This window comes from Simplicispira sedimenti, from assembly GCF_022760965.1.
GTDB classification, from domain to species: domain Bacteria; phylum Pseudomonadota; class Gammaproteobacteria; order Burkholderiales; family Burkholderiaceae_C; genus Simplicispira; species Simplicispira sedimenti.
The window spans coordinates 145,414-171,470 of record NZ_JAKVIJ010000008.1 but is presented as its reverse complement, the minus strand read 5'-3'; the positions used below and the strand labels follow the sequence as shown (position 1 = coordinate 171,470).

The 26,057-nt window shown below is 65.8% G+C and carries 19 protein-coding genes; 13 read left to right on the top strand and 6 right to left on the bottom strand.

Annotation, left to right across the window (positions count from 1 at the left end; genetic code table 11):
• Window positions 1–19 precede the first annotated feature (19 nt).
• Entirely contained in the window at window positions 20–2,545 is a 2,526-nt protein-coding gene (gene napA, locus MJ602_RS10760; protein ID WP_243020822.1) for a nitrate reductase catalytic subunit NapA, read from the bottom strand.
• Complete coding sequence (locus MJ602_RS10755) at window positions 2,536–2,796, bottom strand: chaperone NapD (RefSeq protein ID WP_243020821.1); 261 nt, start codon at window positions 2,794–2,796, stop codon at window positions 2,536–2,538. Before MJ602_RS10755 ends, napA begins: the two co-directional genes overlap by 10 nt.
• Before the next feature lie 228 nt (window positions 2,797–3,024).
• Between MJ602_RS10755 and MJ602_RS10750 the strand changes: the two genes are divergently transcribed.
• Both MJ602_RS10750 and MJ602_RS10745 read left to right on the top strand, forming a co-directional pair.
• Entirely contained in the window at window positions 3,025–3,300 is a 276-nt protein-coding gene (locus MJ602_RS10750) for a hypothetical protein (RefSeq protein ID WP_243020820.1), read from the top strand.
• Window positions 3,301–3,760: 460 nt separating this feature from the next.
• A complete protein-coding gene (locus MJ602_RS10745; protein WP_243020819.1) occupies window positions 3,761–4,522 on the top strand; it encodes a lipoate--protein ligase family protein in 762 nt (253 codons plus the stop codon).
• Window positions 4,523–4,809: 287 nt separating this feature from the next.
• On the opposite strand, the gene MJ602_RS10740 is transcribed toward MJ602_RS10745, so the two are convergent.
• Entirely contained in the window at window positions 4,810–5,445 is a 636-nt protein-coding gene (locus MJ602_RS10740; protein WP_162015955.1) for an FMN-dependent NADH-azoreductase, read from the bottom strand.
• A gap of 132 nt (window positions 5,446–5,577) precedes the next feature.
• On the opposite strand from MJ602_RS10740, the gene MJ602_RS10735 reads away from it, so the two are divergent.
• Both MJ602_RS10735 and MJ602_RS10730 read left to right on the top strand, forming a co-directional pair.
• Complete coding sequence (locus tag MJ602_RS10735) at window positions 5,578–6,507, top strand: LysR family transcriptional regulator (protein WP_162015956.1); 930 nt, start codon at window positions 5,578–5,580, stop codon at window positions 6,505–6,507.
• A gap of 138 nt (window positions 6,508–6,645) precedes the next feature.
• A complete protein-coding gene (locus tag MJ602_RS10730) occupies window positions 6,646–7,512 on the top strand; it encodes an HDOD domain-containing protein (RefSeq protein ID WP_242455324.1) in 867 nt (288 codons plus the stop codon).
• 21 nt (window positions 7,513–7,533) lie between these two features.
• Here MJ602_RS10730 and MJ602_RS10725 read toward each other — a convergent pair whose 3' ends face one another.
• Window positions 7,534–9,132: a methyl-accepting chemotaxis protein gene (locus MJ602_RS10725; RefSeq protein WP_243020818.1), complete on the bottom strand. Its 1,599-nt coding sequence runs from the start codon at window positions 9,130–9,132 to the stop codon at window positions 7,534–7,536.
• A 525-nt stretch (window positions 9,133–9,657) separates the two neighbouring features.
• Here MJ602_RS10725 and MJ602_RS10720 point away from each other — a divergent pair.
• The 6 genes from MJ602_RS10720 (at window position 9,658) to MJ602_RS10695 (ending at window position 15,828) form a co-directional block, all read left to right on the top strand.
• A complete protein-coding gene (locus MJ602_RS10720; RefSeq protein WP_162015959.1) occupies window positions 9,658–10,656 on the top strand; it encodes a sulfate ABC transporter substrate-binding protein in 999 nt (332 codons plus the stop codon).
• A 3-nt stretch (window positions 10,657–10,659) separates the two neighbouring features.
• A complete protein-coding gene (cysT, locus tag MJ602_RS10715) occupies window positions 10,660–11,544 on the top strand; it encodes a sulfate ABC transporter permease subunit CysT (RefSeq protein WP_162015960.1) in 885 nt (294 codons plus the stop codon).
• Complete coding sequence (gene cysW / locus MJ602_RS10710) at window positions 11,541–12,443, top strand: sulfate ABC transporter permease subunit CysW (RefSeq protein WP_243020817.1); 903 nt, start codon at window positions 11,541–11,543, stop codon at window positions 12,441–12,443. The genes cysT and cysW overlap by 4 nt, the downstream gene beginning before the upstream one ends.
• Before the next feature lie 13 nt (window positions 12,444–12,456).
• Window positions 12,457–13,581: a sulfate/molybdate ABC transporter ATP-binding protein gene (locus MJ602_RS10705; protein WP_243020816.1), complete on the top strand. Its 1,125-nt coding sequence runs from the start codon at window positions 12,457–12,459 to the stop codon at window positions 13,579–13,581.
• Between the two features lie 48 nt (window positions 13,582–13,629).
• On the top strand, window positions 13,630–14,136 hold the full coding sequence (locus MJ602_RS10700) for a disulfide bond formation protein B (protein WP_243020815.1): 507 nt from the start codon (window positions 13,630–13,632) through the stop codon (window positions 14,134–14,136).
• Between the two features lie 78 nt (window positions 14,137–14,214).
• Window positions 14,215–15,828 (top strand): HD family phosphohydrolase, encoded by a 1,614-nt coding sequence (locus MJ602_RS10695; RefSeq protein ID WP_243020814.1) that lies wholly within the window; start codon window positions 14,215–14,217, stop codon window positions 15,826–15,828.
• Between the two features lie 65 nt (window positions 15,829–15,893).
• On the opposite strand, the gene argA is transcribed toward MJ602_RS10695, so the two are convergent.
• Window positions 15,894–17,240, bottom strand: coding sequence for an amino-acid N-acetyltransferase (argA, locus tag MJ602_RS10690; protein WP_162015966.1), 1,347 nt, complete (start codon window positions 17,238–17,240; stop codon window positions 15,894–15,896).
• A gap of 164 nt (window positions 17,241–17,404) precedes the next feature.
• On the opposite strand from argA, the gene chrA reads away from it, so the two are divergent.
• From chrA to MJ602_RS10675, 3 genes are all read left to right on the top strand, one after another.
• The gene (chrA, locus tag MJ602_RS10685) at window positions 17,405–18,604 is read left to right on the top strand and encodes a chromate efflux transporter (RefSeq protein WP_243020813.1); all 1,200 of its coding nucleotides are present in this window, start codon (window positions 17,405–17,407) and stop codon (window positions 18,602–18,604) included.
• Window positions 18,605–18,745: 141 nt separating this feature from the next.
• Window positions 18,746–22,777 carry an ATP-dependent RNA helicase HrpA gene (gene hrpA / locus MJ602_RS10680; RefSeq protein WP_243020812.1) on the top strand — a complete coding sequence of 1,344 codons (4,032 nt, stop codon included), beginning with the start codon at window positions 18,746–18,748 and terminating at the stop codon, window positions 22,775–22,777.
• 77 nt (window positions 22,778–22,854) lie between these two features.
• The gene (locus tag MJ602_RS10675) at window positions 22,855–23,277 is read left to right on the top strand and encodes a DUF2325 domain-containing protein (protein ID WP_243020811.1); all 423 of its coding nucleotides are present in this window, start codon (window positions 22,855–22,857) and stop codon (window positions 23,275–23,277) included.
• 265 nt (window positions 23,278–23,542) lie between these two features.
• Here MJ602_RS10675 and MJ602_RS10670 read toward each other — a convergent pair whose 3' ends face one another.
• The gene (locus MJ602_RS10670; RefSeq protein WP_243020810.1) at window positions 23,543–25,873 is read right to left on the bottom strand and encodes a DUF1631 family protein; all 2,331 of its coding nucleotides are present in this window, start codon (window positions 25,871–25,873) and stop codon (window positions 23,543–23,545) included.
• Between the last annotated feature and the right edge of the window lie 184 nt (window positions 25,874–26,057).

Genomic DNA, 26,057 nt, shown 5'->3' with positions numbered 1-26,057 from the left:
TCCATGCGCCCTTGGAGGGTCAGGCCTTCACCACCTTGCAGGCGCACTTCTTGAAGTCGGTCTCTTTCGAGATCGGGCAGGTGGCGTCCAGCGTGAGCTTGTTCACCAGGCGGTGCTCGTCGAAGAAGGGCATGAACACCAGGCCCAGCGGCGGCTTGTTGCGGCCACGGGTTTCCACCTTGGTGCTGACCTCGCCGCGCCGCGTCATCACCTTGACGGTGTCGCCGCGCTGCAGCCCGCGCTTCTTTGCGTCGTCGGGGTGCATGTAGAGCCAGGCATCGGGCATGGAGCGGTACAGCTCGGGCACGCGGCGCGTCATCGAGCCGGTGTGCCAGTGCTCCAGCACGCGGCCGGTGGAAAGCCACAGGTCGTACTCGGCGTCGGGCATCTCGGCGGCGGGCGCGTAGGGCAGGGCGAAGATCCAGGCCTTGCCGTCGGGCTTGCCGTAGAACTTGACCACTTCGCCCTTCTTCACGTAGGGGTCGTAGCCCTCGCGGAAGCGCCACAGCGTTTCCTTGTTGTCCACCACGGGCCAGCGCAGGCCGCGTGCCTTGTGGTACACGTCGAACGCCGCCAGGTCGTGTGCATGGCCGCGGCCGAACTCGGCGTATTCCTCGAACAGGCCCTTTTGCAGGTAGAAGCCCAGTTCCTTGGATTCGTCGTTGTCAAAGCCCTTCTGCAGATCCGACAGCGGGAACTTGTTCACCTGGCCATTGGCATACAGCACGTCGTACAGGGTCTTGCCCTTGTACTCGGGGGCCTTGTCCAGCAGCTCGGCAGGCCACACTTCCTCGACCTTGAAGCGCTTGGAGAACTGGATGTACTGCCACAGATCGGACTTGGCCTGGCCCGGAGCCTTGACCTGCTGGCGCCAGAACTGCGTGCGGCGCTCGGCGTTGCCAAAGGCCCCTTCCTTCTCCACCCACATGGCCGAGGGCAGGATCAGGTCGGCCGCCATGGCGGACACCGTGGGGTAGCAGTCGGACACCACGACGAAGTTGGCCGGATTGCGGAAACCGGGCCAGATTTCGCCGTTGATGTTCGGCCCGGCCTGCATGTTGTTGGTGGTCGTGGTCCAGTAGAAGTTGAGCTTGCCGTCCTTCAGGGCGCGGCTCTGGGCCACGGCGTGCAGGCCGATCCAGTCGGGAATGGTGCCGGCGGGCAGCTTCCACTGCTTCTCGGAAATCTCGCGGTGCTTGGGGTTGGTCACCACCATGTCGGCGGGCAGGCGGTGGGCGAAGGTGCCCACTTCGCGCGCCGTGCCGCAGGCCGAGGGCTGGCCGGTGAGTGAGAACGGGCTGTTGCCGGGCTCGGAGATCTTGCCCACCAGCAGGTGGACGTTGTAGATCATGTTGTTGACCCAGGTGCCGCGCGTGTGCTGGTTGAAGCCCATGGTCCAGAAGGACGTGACCTTGGTCTTGGGGTCGGCATAGGTCTTTGCCAGCGCTTCGAGCTTGTCCTTGGGCACACCCGAAAGCTCATGCGCCTTATCGAGGGTGTATTCGGCGACGAACTGCTTGAATTCCTCGAAGCTGATGGGCGCAGATGCATCGGGCGCGCCCTTGGGCTTGCCGTCCGGGCCGGGGTAGCCGTTGTTGCCGGCGGCCTGCTCCAGCGGGTGGGTGGGGCGCAGGCCGTAGCCGATGTCGGTCACGCCCTTGCGGAAGTTCACGTGCTTCTTGACGAAGTCCTCGTTCACCGCGCCGCTCTGGATGATGTAGTTGCAGATGTAGTTGAGGATCGCCAGGTCCGACTGGGGCTTGAAGATCAGCTCGCTGTCGGCCAGTTCGCACGAGCGGTGCGTGAAGGTGGACAGCACATGCAGCTTGACATGCTTGGCCGTCAGGCGCCGGTCGGTGACGCGCGACCACAGGATGGGGTGCATCTCGGCCATGTTCGAGCCCCACAGCACGAAGGCGTCGGCGTGCTCGCAGTCGTCATAGCAGCCCATGGGCTCGTCAATGCCGAAGGTGCGCATGAAGCCGGCCACGGCCGAGGCCATGCAGTGGCGGGCGTTGGGGTCGATGTTGTTGGAACGGAAACCGGCCTTGAACAACTTGGCGGCAGCGTAGCCCTCCCAGATCGTCCATTGGCCGGAACCGAACATGCCGATGTTGCGCGGCCCGCCCGCCTTGAGCGCGGCCTTGCACTTCTCCTCCATGATGTCGAATGCCTTGTCCCACGAGATGTGTGCGAACTCGCCGTTCTTGTCGAACTTGCCGTCCTTCATGCGCAGCAGCGGCTGCGTGAGGCGGTCCTTGCCGTACATGATCTTGGACAGGAAGTAACCCTTGATGCAGTTCAGGCCCTTGTTGACTGGCGCGTCGGGGTCGCCCTGGGTGGCCACCACGCGACCGTCCTTGACGCCGATGAGCACGCCGCAACCGGTGCCGCAGAAACGGCAGGCGCCCTTGTCCCAACGGATGTCGTCGCCGGAGCCGGCAGATTGCGCCAGCGCCTGCGCGCCTGGAACGCTGATGCCGATGGCCGTGGCAGCAGCGGTGACAGCATGTGCCTTGATGAGGTCACGACGGGTTACTTGCATTTCACTAACTCCTGATCAGGGTGGGATTCGGTTTGCTGAAAGATCATGGCGATATTCAAAACATCGTCGATGCGCCCGAGGGCCTCATAGACATCGATCGCTGCGCGGTCGTTTTCGGCTTCGATGGTGACGATGATCTTTCCGTCCTCGGAGGCGGCATGCACTTCGACACCCTGCACTTGGGTGAGTCGCTCGCGCAGCACGGCATCGGTGCCGGGCCTCGCATAAACAATGGCGCTGGAGATATTCAAGGGGGGCTTTCGTCGCGCGGCGGTGTGTGGCGCAGATATTGGTGTGAACAGCCAGAAAATCGATTTGCCTATATTTTCAGCACCGTATCGAATCGTGGAGTGCTGAAAATTCTTGACCGGCTACATAACCGAAATATCGGTTGAACATTTCTGCTGTCGTGGGTTTTTTGTATTTACTGATATGTAACCTGATGCCCGGTATGCTGAACCTGTACGTGAGATGTATGTTTGATCGCGATCAAAAAACATACTTTTCTTATGGCTTTTTTGAGGAACTTGGTGCCTGAGAGCTTGGCTGAGTGCGCCGCCTTGGCAGAAGCGATGGGGCTCACCCAGCATCGAATCCTGCTGCAACGCACCAAAGCCAGTGTTCATGGGGTCTGCGCGCTGGCCAACGGCCTGGCCACCCCACTGCTGCGGGGAGAACGGTGCATACGCAAGGGCTGCCGTTCCCGGGTTGCCAGCCGCAGATTCAATCCCAGAGGTGCCAGGGTTCTGTTCTGAATGCGCCAAGGGTGGCCCACGCTAGGAGACCCGTCAGTAGAGTGCAATGTAACTAAGATACATGTTTTGCGCCTTCCGCAGGTGCCTCCAACCGCAAGTGCCCTCATTTTTGCGTTCCCATTCGGTGACGGTGATGCGTTATGTTCACTTGGGGATTTCCGATTTTATTTATCGGTTTCTGTGGTTCGCTTGATTTGGTTGCGCATTATCTTGACTAAATTACTTTGGAATTGGGGGCGAGGTTTTCTTGCATCCTGAAAGCGAGGGAGCGTTGGAGCAGGGCGCAGCGGGGCGGATGAAAGCGACCGACCGAGGCCGGGGCTTGCCGGGCCATGGTGCAGTGGGTGCACAGGGGGTGGTGGGGCACCAATTTTTAGGGAAAATGGCTTCTGACGCCCGTCTTCAAAGCGCTGGTAGCTATAAAAGACATAGCAAGTTGCTTGCACTGGGGTTTGCCGATTTGACTTTCAGCCCTGGCGGCAGGATAGTTCGGCGCGCCATCGGCGACCCCTTTTCACCCCCTCGGAGCCTTCCCATCGACACCGTACAGCAAGAGCAGGCCTGGAACACGCTCCAGATGGCCGAGCCCGTCACTGCGCCCCGTTTTCGCGTCTGGACCTACCGAGATCCCGCCATCGTGCTGGGTTGTTCGCAGCGCGCCCTGCATGCCGAAGTGGCGCGGCGGATGCCGCAGGGAATGGATGTACTGGTGCGCCCGTCGGGGGGCGGTGCGGTGCTGACCGGGCCGTGGATGGTGAGCGCTTCGGTGGCCTTGCCGCTGACGCACCCCTGGGTGCGCGGGCGCCTGCCTGACAGCTACCGTGACCTGGGCCAACTGCATGTGGATGTGTTGGCCGCTCTGGGTGTGGCTGGCCGTGCCCTGCCGGAATCGGAAGTCGCTGCCGCCAACGCGCACCTGGGCCCCGTGGTGGGCTGGGCCTGCTACGGCAGTCTGGCCCCTTGGGAGGTGGTGGATGCGGCGGGCCGCAAGCTGGTGGGGCTGGCCCAGCGCCGCCAGCGCACGGGGGTGCTGCTGGTCGCGGGCACCTTGGCCACGGTGCCGGACTGGCCTTTGCTGTGTGGCGCCCTGGGCCACCCCGACGATGTGGACGGCATGCAGCGGCGCACCGTGTCGTGCGACGTGCTGGCCGATCGCCCCTTGGATGCCGCCTTGTATGCGCGCCGCCTGCACGCGGCACTGGAGCGCGCGCTGGGCGAATGAGGCGCCGGGCAGCACATCAGTGATCCATTCCGCGTACGCGGCACCCGCGACGCATGAAACGGGCACGACCCAGGCAGGGCGCGAAGCGCCACCCGGGGGATGCGCTTCATCTCAGTCATCCATACCGCATGCGCGCTACCCGCAGCGGATGAAACGGGCGCGCCACAGGCCAGAGCTCCCGCGCAAGGGCCGCCCCCGCCGCGCTGGGAGCGTCCCCCTGCCCGCAGCGCGTAGCGCTGCGAGAGCGGGGGGAAGGCGCCGAAGGCGACACAAGGGGGTGTTTCACTTCAAGCGGCTTGCTGTGCCAGCGGCTGGTTGGCGGCCTGGCCGATGTGCTGCTGCGCTGCGCTCAGGGCACTGGCCTTGGCGGCTTCACCCATGGCCACACCCTCGGCACGCACAAAGCGCACATCCGTCACGCCGAAAAAGCCCAGCACGGTCTGCAGGTAGCTCTCCTGGTGTTCCATGGCACGGCCGCCTTCGCTGGTGGAATAGACGCCGCCACGGCTCGACACGATGATCACGGTCTTGCCCTTGGCCAGGCCCTCAGGGCCGTTGGCCGTGTACTGGAAGGTGCGGCCGGGCTGGGCGATGCGGTCGATCCAGGCCTTGAGCTGCGTGGGGATGCTGAAGTTGTAGAACGGCGCACCAATCACCACCACGTCGGCGGCAAGGAACTGGCTCACCAGCTGTTCGGACACAGCGTTCTCGCGCACCTGCACCTCGCTCAGGCCCTCGGTCTGCCCGGTGCGCGGGGCCATGGCTTCCATGGTGAAGTGGGCCGGGGCGTTGGCCACCAGATCCAGGTAATCCACCTGTGTGCCGGGGTGGGCGGCGGTCCAGGCGGCCACCACCTGTGCGGTGAGCTGGCGGGATACCGAGTTGGAACCGGTGATGGCGGAATCGATGTGAAGCAGTTGCATGGTGATCTCCTGGGGGTGGAGCCACGGTGTGTGGCGATGGATAGATTGTGGAGATCGCCTTAGTTTTTGATAAGTTGGCGAAAATGCGATAGATTGTCCTGCCAGTGGAACAATAAGCGCCAAGGAGCCACCATGCAGGATCTCAACGACATGCTGTACTTCGCCGAAGTGGTGGAGCGGGGCGGTTTTGCTGCCGCCGGGAGGGCTTTGGGCATCCCCAAGTCGCGCCTGTCGCGCCGGGTTTCCGAGCTGGAGGCGCAACTGGGCGTACGCCTGTTGCAGCGCACCACGCGCAAGCTGTCCCTGACCGATGTGGGCGAGGCCTTTCTGCGGCATTGCCAGGCGGTGCGCGAGTCGGCCCTGGCGGCGCGCGACACGGTGGCCCAGGTGCAGACCGAGCCGCGCGGCACCATCCGGGTGAGTTGCCCGGTCACGCTCGCGCAGACGGTGCTGGGCGAGTTGATGCCGGCTTTTCTGGCGCGCCATCCCCTGGTGCGGGTGGAGCTGCAGGTGAGCAACCGGGCCGTCAACCTCGTGGAAGAAGGCCTGGATGTGGCGTTGCGCGTGCGGCCCACGGTGGACGACAGCGGCAGCATGGTCGTCAAGCGCCTGGATGTGGCGCGCCAGGTGCTGGTGGCCAGCCCCGATCTGCTGATCCGCCAGGGCACGCCCACGACGTTGGCCGACCTGGCGCGCATGGACTCCATCTCCATGTCGGCACCCGACGGCAAGGCCGTGTGGCAGCTTATCGGCCCCAACGGTGCCCAGCAGACAGTGCAGCACACACCGCGCTACGTGGCCGATGACCTGCTCACGCTCAAGTTTGCCGCGCTGTCGGGCACCGGCATTTGCTGGTTGCCCGACTACATGTGCCACGATGAAATCCGCGACCGGCGTTTGGTGCGCGTGCTGCCGGATTGGGCGCCCACGCCGGGCATCGTGCACGCGGTCTTTCCTTCGCGTCGTGGGTTGGCACCTGCGGTGCGGCATTTTCTGGACTTTCTGGGCGAATCCATGCCGGGGCGCAGCAGCATGGCGACCCGTGTGTCAACAGGGGGATGAAGCGGCCTTTGGCCGCCGGGGGGAGTGCGCGCAGACACTGGTTTGCGGTCACAATGCAACCAATTGAAACAAAGTCTGTGTGGGTTGTGCAAGCACCTTGTTGCGGCCACCAGGCACCCATCGCCGGGGATTTCCACCGTGACCGACCACCCGATCGATCAGAACATTCGCCAGGCCCGCAGCTTGCCCGCTGTGCGTGCCATCGTCATTCCGCCATGCCCGCAGGCCCTGTTTCGCCTGCAGGAAATACTGGCCCAGCAAGAGACGGACATGGATGCGCTGGACCAGTTGGCCTCGTCCGATGTGGCCCTGGCGGCGGCGTTGATCCGCACCGCCAACAGTCCGCTGTACCGGCTCGATCAACCCGTGCAGACCGTTGGCATGGCACTTACCGTGTTGGGCCTGCGCCCGGCGGTGGAGCTGCTCTCGGCCTTCATCACGCGCCAGGCGCTGCAGGTGCGCTCGCCGCTGCTGGAGCATTTCTGGGAAAGCTCGCAACGCCGCGCCATCGCTTGCGAGCACATTGGCCGCCAGCTCTACAGCCTGGACCCGGGCCTGGGCTACAGCTTCGGCCTGTTCTGCCACGTCGGCATGCCGGTGCTGGTGAAGGCGGTGCGCGGATATGCCAGTACGGTCACCGAGGCCCTGGCGCGCCAGGACCGCACTTTCACCCAGACCGAGAACGCCAATCACCGCACCGACCATGCCGTGGTGGGCGCCATCGTAGCGCGCACCTGGCACCTCACGGGCGATGTGGCGCAGGCCATCTGGCTGCACCACGACTTCGGCTGCCTGCAGGACGACCAGTTCAGCCCCACCGTGCGCCACCTGGTAGCCATGGGCTTGCTCGCCGAGCACCTGGTGCACCACCATGAGGGCCTGGAGCCCTCACGCGAATGGCGCCAACACGGCGAGGCCTGCATGGCCTCGCTGGATGTGTCGCACGACGAACTGAACCACTGGGTGGACGATCTGTACCCGGCGTTCGAGGCCGTGCGTTTCTGAGTGCTTGCGGCTGCAGGCCTTTCAACGCGCGGGCAGGGCGGCGCGGCGGTGGGCGGCGGTGCCAACCTGGAACACCTCCACCAGGGCGGTCAGGCGCTGGGCCTGGGATTGCAGGTTGTCCGCGGACGTGCGGCTTTCCTCGACCAGGGCACCGTTTTGCTGAGTCATCTGGTCGAGCTGGGACACCGCGACGTTGACCTGTGAAATGCCGTCGCTTTGCTGGATGGCGGCCGTGCTGATCTCGCCGATGATGGAGGTGACGCGCTGCACCCCCTGCACGATCTCCTCCATCGTGGCGCCCGCGTTGGTCACGAGCTGACTGCCCGAATCCACCTTCTCCACGCTGGCCTGGATCAGCGCCTTGATCTCCTTGGCCGCCTCGGCGCTGCGCCCGGCCAGGCTGCGCACCTCGCTGGCCACCACGGCAAAGCCCCGGCCCTGCTCGCCCGCACGGGCGGCTTCGACGGCGGCATTGAGTGCCAGGATGTTGGTCTGGAACGCAATGCCGTCGATCACGCTGATGATGTCGGCAATCTTCTGGCTGCTGTGGTGGATGTCCGCCATGGTGCTCACCACCTGCTGCATGACCTCACCGCCCCGCGAGGCCGTGCCGGCCGCCTGCGCGGCCAGCCGGTTGGCTGCCTGGGCGGAATCGGCGCTCTGGCGCACGGTGGCGGTCAGTTCTTCCATGCTGGCGGCGGTCTGTTCCAGGCTGCTGGCGGCCTGTTCGGTGCGCTGGCCCAGGTGCTGGTTGCCGTTGGCAATGGCGCTGCTGGTGGCGTGGAGTTCGTCGATGTTGTCGCGCACGGCCGATACCAGTTCATGAAAGCGCTGCTGCATGTCGCGCACCGCCACCATCACGCTGCTGCTGTCGCCTGGCCGCACCGGCACGGCCACCGTCAGGTTGCCCTGCTGCATGGCCTGCACCACAGAGCGCACCTCACGGGGCTCGGCCCCCAGCTCGCGGCCGATGCTGCGGGACACCAGCACCGTGGCGGTCACACCCACCAGCAGGGCCAGCGCGGTGATGGCCAGCATGACTTTGCTGAACTGGCTTGCCTCCTGGTTGGCCTGGGTGCTGTTTTTGATGATGCGGGCCTCTTCAAAGTCGATCAACTTGTTGATGGCCGCCAGCCACTGTTCGTACTGTGGCTTGGCATCGCTCCAGAGCAAGGCTTCGGCCGCTGTGCGGTCGCCTGCCTGTACCAGAGCCACTACCTTGCGCGTGGTGTCAACGGTACGCGCTTCGATGTCCCGGATGGCTTGCACCATGGGCGCCACTTCAGGTGGAACCGAGCCGCCGCTTTGCAGCACCTTGTCCATTTGTTGCCCCGATGCGGCGTAGAACGCGGCCAGGCGATCGATCGCTTCGATTTCGCGCTGGCGTGCAGCTTCGTTGGGGGCCAGCACCACATCCCGTACGGCAATCGAGCGGTCGTGGGCGGAGCCGCGGAAATTGATGGCGGCGCGCTGGATGACCGCGTTCTGCGTGGCGTTGGCCGTGAGTGCGGCGTCAATGCCGCGGGCGATATACACGCTGTACACCGACATGCCCAGCAGCATGGCGATGACGAGACCAAAGCCTGCCATCAGGCGTTGACTGATTTTCCAGTTTTGCATCGTGTTTTGCCTTGTTGGGTGGGAGACGAGATGTTGCAAGTTGTTACTTGTTGGGTCGGAATTGTCTGGGCGGTGTGGTCAGCGGGCAATCCGGTTCTCTCTATGGCAGCGATAGTCTCCAGCCTTGCCGATACCGCCTGACCCGTGCGGTGCGGGGGGGTGACCGGAAGGCACAGGTGCTGAGGTCAAGGCATCTCGTGGGGCTGCGGCGCTCTGCATGTGCATACCCCGGCGTGCCCATGGGGTCGGGAGATCCACGCGGGGCCGGATGGCTTCGGTGCAGGTTGCAGCCCGGTTAGTGCAGGATTGATTGCTATAAAAAATATAGCTGCTAGCGCTTTCCAGTCAAGCGCTTGAAGCCATTTTTCCGCAAAGAATTCTGATGAGAGAGCCGGGCCCTGGACTGGAGAGCGAGTGGTTTTATATGCGATTTGTTGATTAACAAACAAAAATATATTCTTTTGTGTTTTAAAGAAGGCTTCGCACAATGCCCTCCATTCCAAGCAATCACCGGGCGAAGCAACCATGACCTCCCTGAAAATCAAGACCCTCCTGGCCTCCCTGGCCCTGGCCGCCAGCGGCGTGGCCTCGGCGCAGAACCAGCTCCTGAACGTGTCCTACGACGTGGCGCGCGAGTTCTACAAGGACTACAACGCCGCCTTCGTCGCGCACTACAAGAAGACCACCGGCCAGGACATCAAGATCGACCAGTCGCATGCGGGCTCCAGCGCCCAGGCGCGCGCCGTGAACGACGGCCTGGCCGCCGACGTGGTGACCATGAACACCACGACCGACGTGCAGTTCCTCGCCGACAGCGGCGTGGTGGCCAAGGACTGGGCCCAGAAGTTCCCGCACGACGCCTCGCCCACCACCTCGACCATGCTGTTCCTGGTGCGCAACGGCAACCCCAAGGGCATCAAGGACTGGGACGATCTCATCAAGCCCGGCGTGCAGGTGATCGTGGTCAACCCCAAGACCGGCGGCAACGGCCGTTACGCCTACCTGGCCGCCTGGGGCGCCGTGCGTGAGAAGGGCGGTACCGAGCAGCAGGCGGCCGAGTTCGTGGCCAAGCTCTACAAGAATGTGCCGGTGCTCGCCAAGGGCGGGCGCGACGCCACGGCCACCTTCCTGCAGCGCAACCAGGGCGACGTGCTCATCACCTTCGAGTCCGAGGTGGTGTCCATCGACCGCGAATTCGGCGCCGGCAAGGTCGATGCGATCTACCCGTCGGTCAGCATCGTGGCCGAGAACCCCGTGGCCGTGGTGGAGCGCACCGTGGCCAAGAAGGGCACGGCGCAACTGGCCAAGGCCTACCTCGACTACCTGTACTCCGACGAGGCCCAGGAGATCGCCGCCAAGCACGCCATCCGCCCGCGCTCCGAGAAGGTGCTGAAGAAGTACGAGGCCACCTTCAAGCCGCTCAAGCAGTTCACCGTGGCCAAGTACTTCGGCAGCCTGACGGAAGCGCAGAAGGTGCACTTCAACGACGGCGGCCAGTTCGACAAAATCTATAGCGCGAAGTAAGCCATGACCGCCGCCACCTCCGTGGCTGCGCTGGGGGCAGCCCCGGCGCAGGCCGGGCGGCGTGCGCCCAAACGCGTGTTGCCCGGCTTCGGGCTATCGCTGGGGTACACGCTGTTCTACCTGAGCATCATCGTGCTGATCCCGCTGTCGGCGCTGATCTTCAAGACCTTTTCGCTGACCTGGGAGCAGTTCTGGTCGGCCATCAGCGCGCCGCGTGTGCTGGCCTCGTACCGGCTCACCTTCGGCGCGTCGTTCCTGGCGGCGCTGGTCAACCTGTTCTTCGGCCTGCTGATCGCCTGGGTGCTGGTGCGCTACAAGTTTCCTGGCAAGAAGATCGTGGACGCGCTGGTGGACCTGCCGTTCGCGCTGCCCACGGCCGTGGCCGGCATTTCGCTCACAGCGCTGCTGGCAGGCAACGGCTGGGTGGGCAGCATCCTGGAGCCGCTGGGCATCCAGCTCGCGTTCAAGCCCGCGGGCATCGTCATTGCACTGATCTTCATCGGCCTGCCCTTCGTGGTGCGCACCGTGCAGCCCGTGCTGGAAGACGCCGAGAAGGAGCTCGAAGAAGCCGCCACCAGCCTGGGCGCCACGCGCTGGCAGACCTTCCGGCTCGTCATCCTGCCGTCCATCACGCCGGCGCTGATGACCGGCTTTGCCATGGCCTTCGCGCGCGCCGTGGGTGAGTACGGCTCGGTGATCTTCATCGCCGGCAACATGCCCATGGTGTCCGAGATCACGCCGCTCATCATCATCGGCAAGCTGGAGCAGTACGACTACGCTGGCGCCACCGCCGTGGCGGTGGTGATGCTGGTCATCTCCTTCATCCTGCTGCTCGTCATCAACGCGCTGCAGGCCTGGCAGCGTCGCCACGCAGGGGCTCCAGCATGAGCGGCGCCAACTCTCGAACCATTCGTCGCGCACAAGCAGGCACGACCGAGGCGCCGTGGGTGCGCTACACATTGATCACGCTGGCGCTGGCCTTCATGCTGCTGTTTTTGGTGCTGCCGCTGGCCGCCGTGTTTGCCGAGGCGCTGCGCAAAGGCTTTGGCGCGTATCTGGAAGGTCTGCGCGAGCCCGATGCGTGGTCTGCCATCAAGCTCACGCTCATCACGGCTTTGATTGCTGTGCCGCTGAACCTGGTGTTCGGCGTGGCGGCGGCCTGGTGCATTGCCAAGTACGAGTTCAAGGGAAAGGCTTTCCTGACCACGCTGGTGGACCTGCCGTTTTCCGTGTCTCCCGTGGTGGCGGGTCTGGTTTACGTGCTCATGTTTGGTGCGCAGGGCTGGTTCGGGCCCTGGCTTGCGGCGCACGACATCAAGATCATCTTCGCCGTGCCGGGCATCGTGCTGGCCACCATCTTCGTCACCTTCCCGTTCATCGCGCGCGAGCTGATCCCGCTGATGCAGGCACAGGGCAACGACGAAGAACAGGCCGCCATCGTGCTGGGCGCCACGGGCTGGCAGACCTTCTGGTACGTCACGCTGCCCAACATCAAATGGGGCCTGCTGTACGGCGTGATCCTGTGCAATGCGCGCGCCATGGGCGAGTTCGGCGCGGTGTCGGTGGTGTCGGGCCATATCCGGGGGCAGACCAACACCATCCCGCTGCACGTCGAGATCCTCTACAACGAGTACCAGTCGGTCGCGGCCTTCGCGGCGGCCTCGTTGCTGGCGCTGCTGGCGCTGGTCACGCTGGTCATCAAGACGGTTGCCGAGCACCGCAACGAGCAGGCGCTCAAGGCGGCCGCAGAACTCCCGCCGGAGCGCCCTGCGCCCGCCGGTTTGTGAAGGACAACAGAACATGAGCATTGAAATCCGCAACGTCAGCAAGCAGTTCGGCGACTTCCAGGCGCTGCGTGACGTGAGCCTGGACATCGCGTCCGGCGAACTCATCGCGCTGCTCGGCCCCTCGGGCTGCGGCAAGACCACGCTTTTGCGCATCATCGCCGGCCTGGAGACGGCCGACGTGGGCAGCATCCACTTCAGCGGCGAGGACACGACCGACGTGCATGTGCGCGAGCGCAACGTGGGCTTCGTGTTCCAGCACTACGCGCTGTTCCGCCACATGACGGTGTTCGAGAACGTGGCTTTCGGCCTGCGCGTCAAGCCGCGCAGCGAGCGCCCGAGCGAGGCGCAGATCCGGCAAAAAGTGATGGACCTGCTCAAGCTCGTGCAGCTGGACTGGCTGGCCGAGCGCTACCCCTCGCAGCTCTCGGGCGGGCAGCGCCAGCGCATCGCCCTGGCGCGCGCGCTGGCCGTGGAGCCCAAGGTGCTGCTGCTCGACGAGCCCTTCGGCGCGCTCGACGCCAAGGTGCGCAAGGAGCTTCGCCGCTGGCTGCGCCGCCTGCACGATGAGCTGCATGTCACCTCGATCTTCGTGACGCACGACCAGGAGGAGGCGCTGGAAGTGGCCGACCGCGTGGTCGTCATCAACCAGGGCAAGATCGAGCAAAGCGGCACGCCGCAGCAGGTCTGGGACCATCCGGCCAGCCCGTTCGTGTATGGCTTCCTGGGTGACGTGAACCTGTTCCATGGCCGTGCGCACGAAGGCCTGGTGCACCTGGAGGGCATGGAGCTTGATTCGCCCGAGCACCACCAGGCGCAGAACGCCAAGGCCTTTGCCTATGTGCGCCCGCACGATCTGGACGTGGAGCGCTACACCAGCGGCGCGGGCGTGGACGAGGACGGGCGCCCGCGGGGCATCGTGGCGCAACTGGAGCGGGCCATTGTGGTGGGGCCGATCGCGCGGCTGGAACTTATTCCCACCGGCGACCACCAACCAGCGCACAATGCAGCCCCGCAGGCCCTGATCGAAGCGCAAATTCCTGCACAGCAGTACCGCGACATGGGCTTTGCGCAAGGGGATATGCTGTTGGTGACACCGCGGCGTGCCCGGGTATTTTTGGACCAGGCCTCTGGCATCTGAGCGGCGCCCCTGTCGGGCGTGCCAGCCAGGGGCTCCACAAGGTGAAGAATGATTGCACATTGGTTTGACCACGCGCCGCGCCGCGTGCTCGCGTTCATCAGCGCTGCGTGCATTGCCATGCTGGCGTTCGGCCTGTACCTGCAGCATGTGGTGGGGCTGGAGCCTTGCCCCATGTGCATTGTGCAGCGTTATGCTCTGATTTTTGTAGCTATCCTCGCAGGACTGGCAAGCGCCAGTGGCAAAAAAGGCTGGTGGATGAGCCTTACCGCATTGGCGGTGCTGAGCAGCGGGTTTGGCGCGTTCACGGCGGCGCGCCAGAGCTGGCTGCAGTGGTTTCCGCCCGAGGTGTCCATGTGCGGACGCGACTTCTACGGGATGATCGAGAACTACCCGATCCGCCGCGCCATTCCCATGATTTTCAAGGGCTCGGGCGACTGCACGGCCATCGACTGGACCTTCCTGGGAGGCTCCATCGCCAACTGGTCCTTCGTGTGGTTTGTGGTGTTTGGCTTGGCCATGCTGTGGCTGTTGGTGCGCGGCCTGCGGATCCGCTGATCCTGTCACCGATGGCGCTGTAAGCGGCGCTAACATGGCGGGGCGCTGGCCGCAGGGGGTCGGCATGAAGGCACCACCATGGGCAAGTCATCCGCCATCGAGCTGTTCCGTCGCCTGGAGCAGCTCAACCAGATCGGCGCCGCGCTCTCGCGCGAGCGCGACATCGAACGCCTGCTCGAAAACATCCTCGAAGCCGCCAAGGCCCTGACCGGCGCCGATGCCGGAACCCTTTACAGCATGACGCCCGATGGCGGGGCGCTGCGCTTCGAGATCATGCGCACCGACTCGCTGGGCATCCGCCAGGGCGGCACCACGGGTCAGCGCGTGGGTTTGCCCGACCTGCCGCTACGCCGTGCCGACGGCTCGCCCAACGACGCGCTGGTTGCCGCCCACGCCGCTATCCACGAGCGCACGGTCAACATTGCCGATGTGTATGCCGAGGCAGGCTTCGACTTTTCGGGCACGCGCGCGTTCGACCAGCGCACCGGCTACCGCTCGCAATCCTTTCTCACCGTGCCCATGAAGAACCACGAGGGTGCGGTGATTGGCGTGCTGCAGCTCATCAACGCCATCGACCCGGCCACGGGGCAGGTGGGGCCGTTCTCGTTGGAGGACCAAAGCCTGACCGAGTCGCTCGCCTCGCAGGCGGCCATCGCGCTGAGCAACCGGCTGCTCATCACGCAACTGGAGACGCTGTTCGAATCCTTCGTCAAGCTCATCAACGTGGCCATCGACGAAAAATCGCCCTACACCGGCGGCCACTGCGAGCGCGTGCCCCAGCTCACCATGATGCTGGCCGAGGCCGCCGACGCCACCACCACCGGGCCGCTGGCCGACTTCCGCATGAGCGAGCGCGACCGCTACGAACTGCAGATGGCCGGCCTGTTGCACGACTGCGGCAAGATCACCACGCCCGTGCATGTGGTGGACAAGGCGACCAAGCTGCAAACCATTTATGACCGCATCGGGCTGATCGACACCCGCTTTGAGGTGCTCAAGCGCGACGCCGAACTCGATGCCCTGCGCGCCCAGCTGGCCCTGCGCCCGGTGCAGGACGCGGGCGCCGAGGCCATGGCCCAGGCCGCGCTGCAAAGTGAACTGCAGGCCCTGGAGGCCGACCGCGAATTCCTGCGCCGCTGCAACCACGGCAGCGAAGCCATGCAGCAGGCCGACCAGTTGCGCGTGCGCGTCATCGGCACGCAGCGCCAGTGGCGCAACCCCGAGGGTGTGCAGACCAGCTTTTTGAGCGCCGAGGAGATGGAGAACCTCACCATCCGCTCCGGTACGCTCACGCAGGCCGAGCGCGACACCATCAACTACCACATCGTCGCCACCATCAAGATGCTGGAGACACTGCCCTGGCCGCGCCACCTCAAGAACGTGCCCGAGTACGCCGGGGGCCACCACGAACGCATGGATGGAAAGGGCTACCCGCGGGGCCTCACGCGCGCCCAGATGTCCTGGCAGGCGCGCATGATCGGCGTGGCCGACGTGTTCGAGGCCCTGACCGCCGCCGACCGACCCTACAAGAGCGGCATGAAGCTGTCGCAGGCCCTGGGCATCATGCAGCGCATGGTGCACAGCGGCCACATCGACCCTGACCTGTTCGATGTGTTCGTGCAGGGCAAGGTGTACCAGCGCTACGCGGAGCAGTTTCTCGATCCGGAGCAGATCGACGAAGTGCGGTTGTAGCCTAAATTGCTATAAAAAGTATAGCTGCTAGCGCTTGATGGTATTGTGCTGAAGGCAAAAAACAATCAAAGTTTCTTGACCAGCACCTGGCTGCGCCGATCCCAGTTGTACTTGCGCTTGCGGGCGTCGGGCAGCCACTCGGGGTCCACCACCACGAAGCCGCGCTTGATGAACCAGTGCATGGTGCGCGTGGTGAGCACGAAGATGGACTCCAGCCCCAGGTTGCGTGCGCGCTGTTCGATGCGCTTGAGCAGCTTTTCGCCGTCGCCCGTGCCCTGGCTTTGCGGCGAGACGGTGACAGCGGCCATTTCGCCGGTGCGTTTTTCGGGGTAAGGGTAGAGCGCGGCGCAGCCGAAGATCACGCCGTCGTGCTCGATGATGGTGTAGTTGGCGATGTCGCGTTCGATCTCGGTGCGGTCGCGCTTGACCAGGGTGCCGTCCTTCTCGAAGGGTTCGATGAGCTGCAGGATGCCACCCACGTCGTCGGCCGTGGCCTCGCGCAGTTCCTCCAGCTTCTCGTCCACGATCATGGTGCCGATGCCATCGTGCACATAGATTTCGAGCAGCAGCGCGCCGTCCACGGCGAACGGGATGATGTGGCTGCGCTCCACGCCGCCCTGGCAGGCCTTCACGCAGTGCTGCAGGTAGAAGGCCGTGTCGGTGGGGCGCTGGCTCGGCGGCACGCGCGCCAGCAGTTGCTTGGCCTGGGCCAGCGGCAGCTCGGTGTCGATGGGGTTGTCCTCGCCCTCGGGAGCCTCGGGGTCGGTGCGGATGCCGGGCACCTCGGACAGGAACAGCAGCTTGTCGGCCTTGAGCGCAATGGCCACCGAGGTGGCGACTTCTTCCATGCTCAGGTTGAAAGCCTCGCCCGTGGGCGAGAAGCCGAAGGGCGAGAGCAGCACCAGCGCGTCCATGTCCAGCGCGCGCTGGATGCCCGCCACGTCCACCTTGCGCACCAGGCCGGAGTGTTCAAAGTCCACCCCATCCACAATGCCCACCGGCCGCGAGGTAACGAAGTTGCCCGAGATCACCCGCACCGTGGAGCCTGCCATGGGCGTGTTGGGCAGCCCCTGGCTGAAGGCGGCTTCGATCTCGAAGCGCAATTGCCCGGCGGCCTCTTGGGCGCAGTCCAGGGCCACCGAATCGGTGATGCGGATGCCGTGCGAGTACTTGCCCGCATGGCCCTTGGCCGCCAGTTGCTCGTTCACCTGGGGCCGAAAACCGTGCACCAGAACGATTTTTACGCCCATGGCCTTGATCATGGCCAGGTCCTGGGCAATGCTGTGCAGCTTGCCCGCCGCAATGGCCTCACCCGTCAGCCCCACCACAAAGGTCTGGTGCCGAAACTTGTGGATGTAGGGCGCCACCGACCGGAACCAGGGCACAAAGGTGAAGTTGAAGACGGTGGACATGCGCGGTAGGTGTGCAGCGGGTGCGCCCGCAAGCTGCGGGCGGGGTGATGTAAACCCCTATTGTTGCGCAGACACGCCGCCGGGCGCTGTCGGTGGCCGCCATCGGCGTGCCATGTGTATCGATTATTCTGCGCCGCCGTTGCTGCACATCCACAATCGCGTCCATGCCCGACTCCGAGTTCTCCGACCGCAGCCCCTGGGCTGTCTTCCTGGTTTTCCTGCGCCTGGGCCTCACGTCCTTTGGCGGGCCGGTGGCCCACCTGGGCTATTTTCGCGAGGAGCTGGTGGTGCGGCGCCGCTGGCTGAGCGAGCGCAACTACGCCGACCTGGTGGCCCTGTGCCAGTTCCTGCCCGGCCCCGCCAGCAGCCAGGTGGGTATGGCCTTGGGGTTGGCGCGCGCGGGCTACCCGGGAGCACTGGCCGCGTGGCTGGGGTTCACGCTGCCATCGGCCGTGGCACTCATCCTGTTTGCCCTGGGCCTGGCCCACTGGGGGGACGCCGTGCCCGCTGGGTTGCTGCACGGGCTCAAGGTGGTGGCGGTGGCTGTGGTGGCGCAGGCGGTGTGGGGCATGGCGCGCAGCCTGTGCCCCGATGTGCCGCGCACCAGCCTCATGGCGGTGGCCGCCTGCGCTGTGCTGTGGTGGTCCTCCGTCTGGGCGCAGTTCTTGGTCCTGGCGCTGGCCGCGCTGGTGGGCCTGTGGACGCTGGCGCCAGGGCAGGGCGCTGCCCACGAGCCCCTGCCCATCCCCGTGGGGCGCCACGCGGGCATGGCCTGGCTGGCGCTGTTTGTGGCGCTGCTGCTGGGGCTACCTTGGGCAGCGGCGGTGTTTCCGCATGCCACGCTGGCGGTGGCCGATGCCTTCTACCGCGCGGGCTCGCTCGTTTTTGGCGGCGGGCATGTGGTGATGCCCTTGCTGCAGGCCGAGCTGGTGCCCACCGGCTGGGTGGACCAGGACACTTTTCTGGCAGGCTACGGCGCAGCCCAGGCCGTGCCCGGCCCATTGTTCACCTTTGCCGCCTTTCTGGGGGCTTCGCTGCAAATGGGGCCCCAGGGTGTGTGGGGCGCGCTGGTGTGCCTGCTGGCCATCTTTGCTCCTTCATTCCTGTTGGTGGCCGGGGCGCTGCCCTTCTGGGAAGGGCTGCGCGCCCACCCGCGCATGCAGGCGGCGCTGGCGGGCGTCAACGCGGCCGTGGTGGGCCTGCTGGTGGCGGCGCTGTACCAGCCTGTGTGGACCAGTGCCATCCACACCCCACAGGACGTTGCCCTGGCGCTGCTGGCGGGCGTGGCCCTCATGGCCTGGAAGCTGCCGCCCTGGCTGGTGGTGGCCGCCAGCGCCGGGGCGGGGTGGTGGCTGGGGGCTTGATACGGGTTTGCATTCAATCGGATAACTAGGCGGGAAGCCGCAGACAGTGCTGTAGCACGGCAAGGCAAACCAACGACGTTATACGGTTGAAGGCAAATCCGTATGAGGGGCGCGGCTTGCACGGCCCGATAATTGCGCCCCATGCCTTTGCCCGATCCGCGTCTGCCTGCACCTTCCCGCGCCTTCACCCTGGAGTTTCCCGAGTCCCTGCCCGTATCCGGTCGGCGCGACGAGATCATGGAGGCGATGCGCCAGCACCAGGTCGTCATCGTTTGCGGTGAAACGGGTTCGGGCAAGACCACGCAGTTGCCCAAGATCGCGCTGGCACTGGGGCGCGGCAAATGTAATGCCTCCGCGGGCCAAAAGGGCCAGCTGATTGGCCACACCCAGCCGCGCCGCATTGCCGCCAGCAGCGTGGCCAAGCGCATCGCCGAGGAGCTGAAAACCCCGCTGGGCGAGGTGGTGGGCTACAAGGTGCGCTTCCAGGACCGCCTCTCGCGCGACGCCTCGGTCAAGCTCATGACCGACGGCATTCTGCTGGCCGAGACACAGACCGACCCGCTGCTCAAGGCCTACGACACCCTCATCATCGACGAGGCGCATGAGCGCAGTCTGAACATCGATTTTTTACTGGGTTACATCCGGCAGATCCTGCCGCGCCGGCCGGATTTGAAGGTGGTCGTCACCTCGGCCACCATTGACGCCGATCGTTTTGCCAAACATTTCGAGAGCGGCAAGGGCCCGGCGCCGATCATTCAGGTGTCGGGCCGCACCTTCCCGGTGGAGCAGCGCTGGCGGCCGTTCGAGGATTCGCGTGACTACGGCCTGAACGAAGCCATCGCCGATGGCGTGGATGAACTCTGGCAGGGCAATGCCGGGGGCGATATCCTGGTTTTCCTGCCCGGCGAGCGCGAAATCCGCGAGGCCGCCGACCACCTGCGCAAGCACCTGGCGCACCAGCCCGTGACGCGCAACGCCGAGGTGCTGCCGCTGTTCGCGCGCCTGAGCCAGGCAGAGCAGGACCGCATCTTCGACGGCCACACCGGGCGGCGCATCGTGCTGGCCACCAATGTGGCAGAAACATCTTTGACGGTTCCTGGTATCAGATACGTCATTGACGCAGGCACGGCGCGCGTCAAGCGCTACAGTTTGCGTAGCAAGGTGGAGCAGTTGCTGGTCGAACCCATCAGCCAGGCGGCGGCCAACCAGCGCGCCGGGCGCTGCGGGCGCGTGGCCAACGGCATCTGCATCCGGCTCTACGACGAAAAAGACTTTGCGGGCCGGCCGCGCTTCACTGACCCGGAAATCCTGCGTTCCTCGCTGGCGGGCGTGATCCTGCGCATGAAGTCGCTGCACCTGGGTGTGGTGGAGGACTTTCCGTTCATCGACGCGCCCTCGGGCCGGGCGATTGCCGACGGCTACCAGTTGCTCAATGAACTGGGCGCGGTGGACGACAAGAACGAGCTCACGCCCATGGGGCGCGAACTGTCCAAACTGCCGCTGGACCCGCGCGTGGGCCGCATGATCCTCGAAGCGCGCGAGCGCGGCGCCCTCAGCGAGGTGCTGGTCATCGCCAGCGCCCTGAGCCTGCAGGACGTGCGTGACCGCCCCATGGACGCGCAGCAGCAGGCCGACCAGCAGCACGCCAAGTTCGACGACGACAAGAGCGAGTTTTCCGGCTACCTCAAGCTCTGGCAGTGGCTGCAGGAGGCGCGCGGCGGTGCCCCCGCCTTGCCCTCGGCACGCCAGCAGCAGGCCCAGGCGCGCGCGCGTGGACCCTCGCAGGCGGTGCTGCCGGTGGCGCAGCGCAAGGCTGCCGCGCCGGTTCCGCCCGTGCCCGCGCCAGCGGCCCCCACGCACAAGCTCAGCAACCGCCAGTACGAGCAGCTCTTGCGCCAGAACTTCATCAACGTGCGCCGTGTGCGCGAATGGCGCGACGTGCACAGCCAGCTTCTCACCGTGGTGACGGAGCACCACTGGGCGCTCAACACCCAGCCGGCCAGCTACGAGGCGCTGCACCTGTCCATGCTGGCGGGCCTGCTGGGCAATATCGGCTTCAAGCCCGAGGAAGAGGACCAGTACCTGGGCGCGCGCGGCATCAAGTTCCACCGCCACCCGGGCGCGCACCTGCGCAAGAAGCCGGGCCGCTGGATCGTCTGCGCCGAACTGGTGGAGACCACGCGCCTGTTCGGCCGGGGCATCGCCGCCATCGAGCCGCAATGGCTGGAAGAGGTGGGCGCGCACCTGCTGAAGAAACAGGTGCTCGACCCGCACTGGGAGAAAAAGGCCGCCGAGGTGGTGGCCTTCGAGCGCGCCACACTCTATGGCCTGGTGGTCTACAGCGGCCGGCGCGTGGGCTACGAGAAGGTGGACCCGCACGCCGCGCGTGAGCTGTTCATCCGCGAGGCCCTGGTGGGCGGGGAGGCGCCGCAGGACTGGGACAAGCGCCTGCCCTTCCTGGCCGCCAACGACAAGCTCATCGCCAAGGTGCAGGAGCTGGAGCACAAGTCGCGCCGCCAGGACGTGCTGGTGGACGAGGAACTGATCTTCGCCTTCTACGACCAGCAGGTGCCGCAGGACGTGTGCAACGGCCGCAGCTTCGAGCACTGGTACCGCCAGGAGAGCAAGGCCCGGCCCGACCTGCTCAAGCTCACGCGCGACGAACTCATGCGCCACGAGGCCGCGGGCATTACCACCAGCGCCTTTCCCAAGATGGTGCGGCTGGGCGGCGTGGACTGCACCGCGAGCTATCTGCACGAGCCCGGCGACCCGCGCGACGGCGTCACGGTCACCATCCCACTGTTCGTGCTCAACCAGGTGCAGGAGGAGCGCTGCGAGTGGCTGGTGCCCGGCATGCTCAAGGACAAGATCCAGGCCCTGCTCAAGAGCCTGCCGCAGCGCCCGCGCAGCCGCTTCGTGCCGCTGCCCGACAACGCCACGCGCCTGGCCGCCCTGCTGGGCACGCCCGACCGCGTGGGCCACACCGGGCTGGTGGACGCGCTGCTCAAGCAGGTGCGCGAGGAGACCTCGCTCGACGTCAAGCGCGCCGACTTCAAGCTCGACATGGTGCCGCCACACCTGTTCATGAACTTCCGCGTGGTGGACGAGCATGGCCGCCAGTTGGGCCAGGGGCGCAACCTGGGCGCACTCAAGGCCGAACTGGGCGCCAAGGCGCGCGGGGCCTTCCAGGCGCTTGCTTCATTAAAGATAGCGCCTGGCGCTGGCATTAACAAGGATTCAGATGGAAAACCATCTGAAATTGCGACAGATAAAGCGCAACGTGCTCCTGAAAAAAGAGCGAAACCCGCACCCACCGCGCAGGCCGAGGCACGTTACACCGCCTGGACCTTCGGCGAACTGCCCGAATTGATGGAGATCGGCAAGGGCGGGCAGACGCTGATCGGCTTTCCGGCGCTCATCGACGCGGGCGACGCCGTCAGCATCGAGGTGTTCGACGAACCCGAGGTGGCGGCCGCCAAGCACCGCGCCGGCCTGCGCCGCCTGTGCGCGTTGCAGATCAAGGACGCGCTCAAGTACCTCGAAAAGAACATCCCAGATTTGCAGAAGATGGCCGTGGCCTACATGCCGCTGGGCACGCAGGAAGAACTGCGCGCGCAGATCATCGACGTGGCGCTGGACCGCGCCTTCCTGCTCGACCCGCTGCCCACCAATGCGCAGGACTTCGAGCGCCGCGTGCAGGAAGGGCGCGCGCGCCTCACGCTGATCGCCAACGAGGTGGCGCGCCTGGCGGGAACCATCCTGCAGGAATACGCGGGGGCGGTGCGCAAGATCAAGGACACCAAGGGCGCGCCGGATGCGGTGGCGGATGCGCAGCAGCAGCTCCAGCGCCTCGTGCCGAAGAACTTCCTGGCCGCGGCACCCTGGCCGCAGCTCGCGCACTTTGCGCGCTACCTCAAGGCCATCGTGCTGCGGCTGGACAAATTCCGCGCCGACCCGGCCCGCGACGCCGCCCGTCTGGCCGAGCTGCGCCCGCAGGAGCAGCGCTACTGGCGCCTCGTGGCCGAGCGCAAGGGCCAGGTGGACGCGCGTATGCAGGAGCTGCGCTGGCTGCTGGAGGAACTGCGCGTGAGCTTTTTCGCGCAGGAACTGCGCACGCCGCAGCCGGTGAGCGTGAAGCGCCTGGACAAGCTCTGGGCGCAGATCAACAGTTGAGGCGGAATGGCGGTCGGGGAAGGTTTCAGGAAGGCAAGCACTTCAAATGCGATCAATTCGCATTTATACTGTCTGTGATGAATCCCAGTGCCATGCAGACCGCAGCCGCCTACGCCCCTTCCGACGAGCATCTTGCCGTATGCCGTGCCTATGGCGAGGTGCAGGAACGCTGCACCCGTGTGATGGCTGGGCAGCAGGCCGAAATTGATCGTCTGCACGCGCAGGTGGTGCGCTTGCGGGGCGCACTGGTGGTACGGGAGACGGCGCTGGCCTATGCGCGTGAAGACCACGAACGCTTGGTCGCCCGCTTGGCCTTGGAGCGCAATCCACAGGCCGTTGCCGCCGATCTGGTGCTGTGCCAGACGGGCTGCCTGGGCCATGGCAACTTCTGGCGCGTGCAGGACCAGTGCCGCCGCAGCGGCAAGGCCTGCGTGTTGATCGAGGCCGCGGGCCGCCTGGAAAACGCCCCTGAATACACCGCAGCTGGTGGTGTGCGCTGATCCGTATCAGCGCTCATTCTGCGAGCGCGGCACCCGCAACGATCATCACCCGCGCCCTCAAATTCGAAGCTTCCGTACATGCGGTTGCCCGCGTTCGCAGCGGAGCGCACTGGCCGTGCCATATTCACGTTGCGTCCAGCGTGCTGACTTTGGCCAGGGCTCCCGCGCAAGGGCCGCCCCGTCGCGCCGGGAGCGTCTCCCTGCCCGCATTGCGTAGCAATGCGAGAGCGGGGGGAAGGCGCGAAGCGCCTCAGGGGGGTGCACCCTAATACCGCGTATCCACACTGTTGCGCATGGCGGTGCGGGCCACAGCGTCCAGCGCTTCGCCCACCACGGTCTGCTCCGACACCACGCGCAGCGCGCCCTGGGCCATGAGCCGGTCGCGCAGGCGCCGTGTCATGGACTGGGAACGCCCGCTGGCGCTGGTGAACAGGAACAGCGTGCCGTGCGGGCCCACCCAGGTGAGCTGGGTGCGTTCCCATTGCCCGTCCACGCGCAGATCCACCCAGGTGCCCACGGCCATGTCGGGTGCGCTGCTGAGGGGGGGCGCTGTGTCCGGTGCTTCCAGTGGCTGGCCGCTGGCGCCGAAGGATTCCATGAACCCCGACTCCTTGGCTTCGGCCGGGGCGAGCCAGGGTTCGTCGTCGGCTGGGGCGTCCAGGCGCGGGGTGCTGGGTTGGGTGGCAGTGGCTGCCGTAGAAGTTGGCATGGGCACCTGCGCCGCCTGGCCCGTGGCCGGGGTGGCCGTGCCCTGGAAGGCCAACTGGTGCAGGCGCATCAAGGTGTCCATGAAGGGGCCCAACTCCGTGGCCGGGTAGCCGATGGTGGCCAGCCCTTCGCGCAGGCGGGCCAGCAGCTTGGGCACCAGGCGTGCCAGCCTGGCGGGGTTCTTGCGCGTTTCCGCGGGCTGCGCGCTCCAGAGCAGGGCATCGACAAACTCGCGGTAGCGTCCAGGGTCGGCCTGGCCGCTGTCGTTGTTCAGCCTGGCCTGGGCCAGCACCTGGGACCAGGGGCCCTGCAGGAAGGCACCGATCTCTGCGGGCACCAGGCTGAATTCGGGCAGGTGCCGGATCTGTCGGGCCAGCCGCGAGGCCAGCAGGTGGCGTTGCTCGGCCCGCCACAGTGACTCGATGGCACGCTTGCGTTCCTGCTCGCGCTGGGCCTCGCTTTCGGACCAGCGCTGCTGGAGCTGTTCCAGCACGGGCTCGAAGTCGTCACGACTCTGGATGGTGGTCTGTGCCAGGGGCAGGGCGTTGTCGTGCAGTGCCAGCAGAAAGCTCTCGAAGCCGGGGGCTTGCACGTTGTCAAAGCCCAGGCTGCGGTCGGTGATTTCCTGCAGCAGCCTGCGCGCAGGGTGGTCGCGGTCGCTGAAGAAGCGCGGGTCGGCCACGGCCAGTTGCATGAGGGCGGGCTCCAGGGCGCGCACCACCTGTTGCACGGGCGGCAGCAGGCGCGGGTCCTGCGCGATGTTGTCCACCATGAGCGCCACCACCTCCTGGCTCAGTGCCTGGCCCAAGCCACCGCTGGCCGCCGCAGAGGGCTGCATGGGCGTGCGCGGGCTTTCCAGGCGCTCCATGAGACGGCCCACCTGGTTCATCTCCTGCAGGGCCTCGAAGGCGGCGGGCACGGTGGGTTCGAAATCGGTGGGTGGCAGGGTGTCGGCTTCGTCGTGCTGCCCATCAAAGGTGCGGGCAAAGTGTGCGGCAAAGTCCGTCACCCGGTTGCCTGTGGGCGCACCGCCCAGGTCACCCAGCAGCAGGTGGCGCAGGCGTTCCAGCGTGAGCAGGGCTTCCTGTTGGGCATGGGCCGGTGCGGCGGCATCGGCGGTGGTTGCCGCCGTAGGCTGCATGGCCGGCGCGGTGGGCACGACCACCGCATGGGCGGGCTCATTGGCAAAGCCTGGGGAATGGCCTTGCGGGCCGCTCGCCGGGGTGTAGGCATAGCGGCCGTCGGCCTGGCGCATGGCATAGCCGATGGGCTTGATGCCGGCCTGCTGTAGTTGCGCTGTGAGATCGGCGTACAGGGTGCGCAGCTCTGCCCCCAGCGCCTGCGCCATGGGGCCCATCCAGTCGCGGCGCACGGTATCGGTCACCTGCATCTGGCCCACCACGGTCTGCAGGGCCTGCAGGAACATTTCGGGCCGCAGTGGGTTGCTTTCGGGGTTGACGTTGGGCAGGCCTTGCGCGGCGCAGGCCAGACCGTTGAACTCTGCCAGCGTGGCATCGACGGCTTCGGCCAGCACCTCGCGGGCACGGGCGCGCTCCACGCTTTCGTGGATCTGGTGTTCGTCCATCAGTTCCAGTTCGTCGAAATGCACCGTGAACAGGGAGCGCGTGTGCTTGTGCCGGTCCAGCGTGTCCTGGGCCATGGTCTGGCGCAATGCGCCGGGGTAGCGCTCGGCCATGGTGAAGCACAGGCGCGAGAGCTGCTGGCGTGCTTCGAGCAGGCCGTGGCGTTCGCCGGGTGTGCGCGAACGGTCTTCCAGCGACTGCAGCGCCAGTCGGGTGCATTCGAGCACCCGTTCCAGCAGTCGGTGGCTCTGGTCCAGGGTGTGCCGTACGGTGTGCTCAAACACCTGGGCATCGGTTCCAGTCACGGTCGGAGCGTGGTCTCGCAAGCGGTTTCCTCTCACTGCGGATGGCGGGTGGGGTGAGGGCGGCAAGGGCCCCCAGGTCAGGGGGCATTATTCCCCGTCCTTGGGTGCACAGGAATCCCAAAAAACTACAAGGGGCATGTGCCCCTTGTGGTGGTGCGGGCAGGGCCCGCGGCCCCGCTCCGGT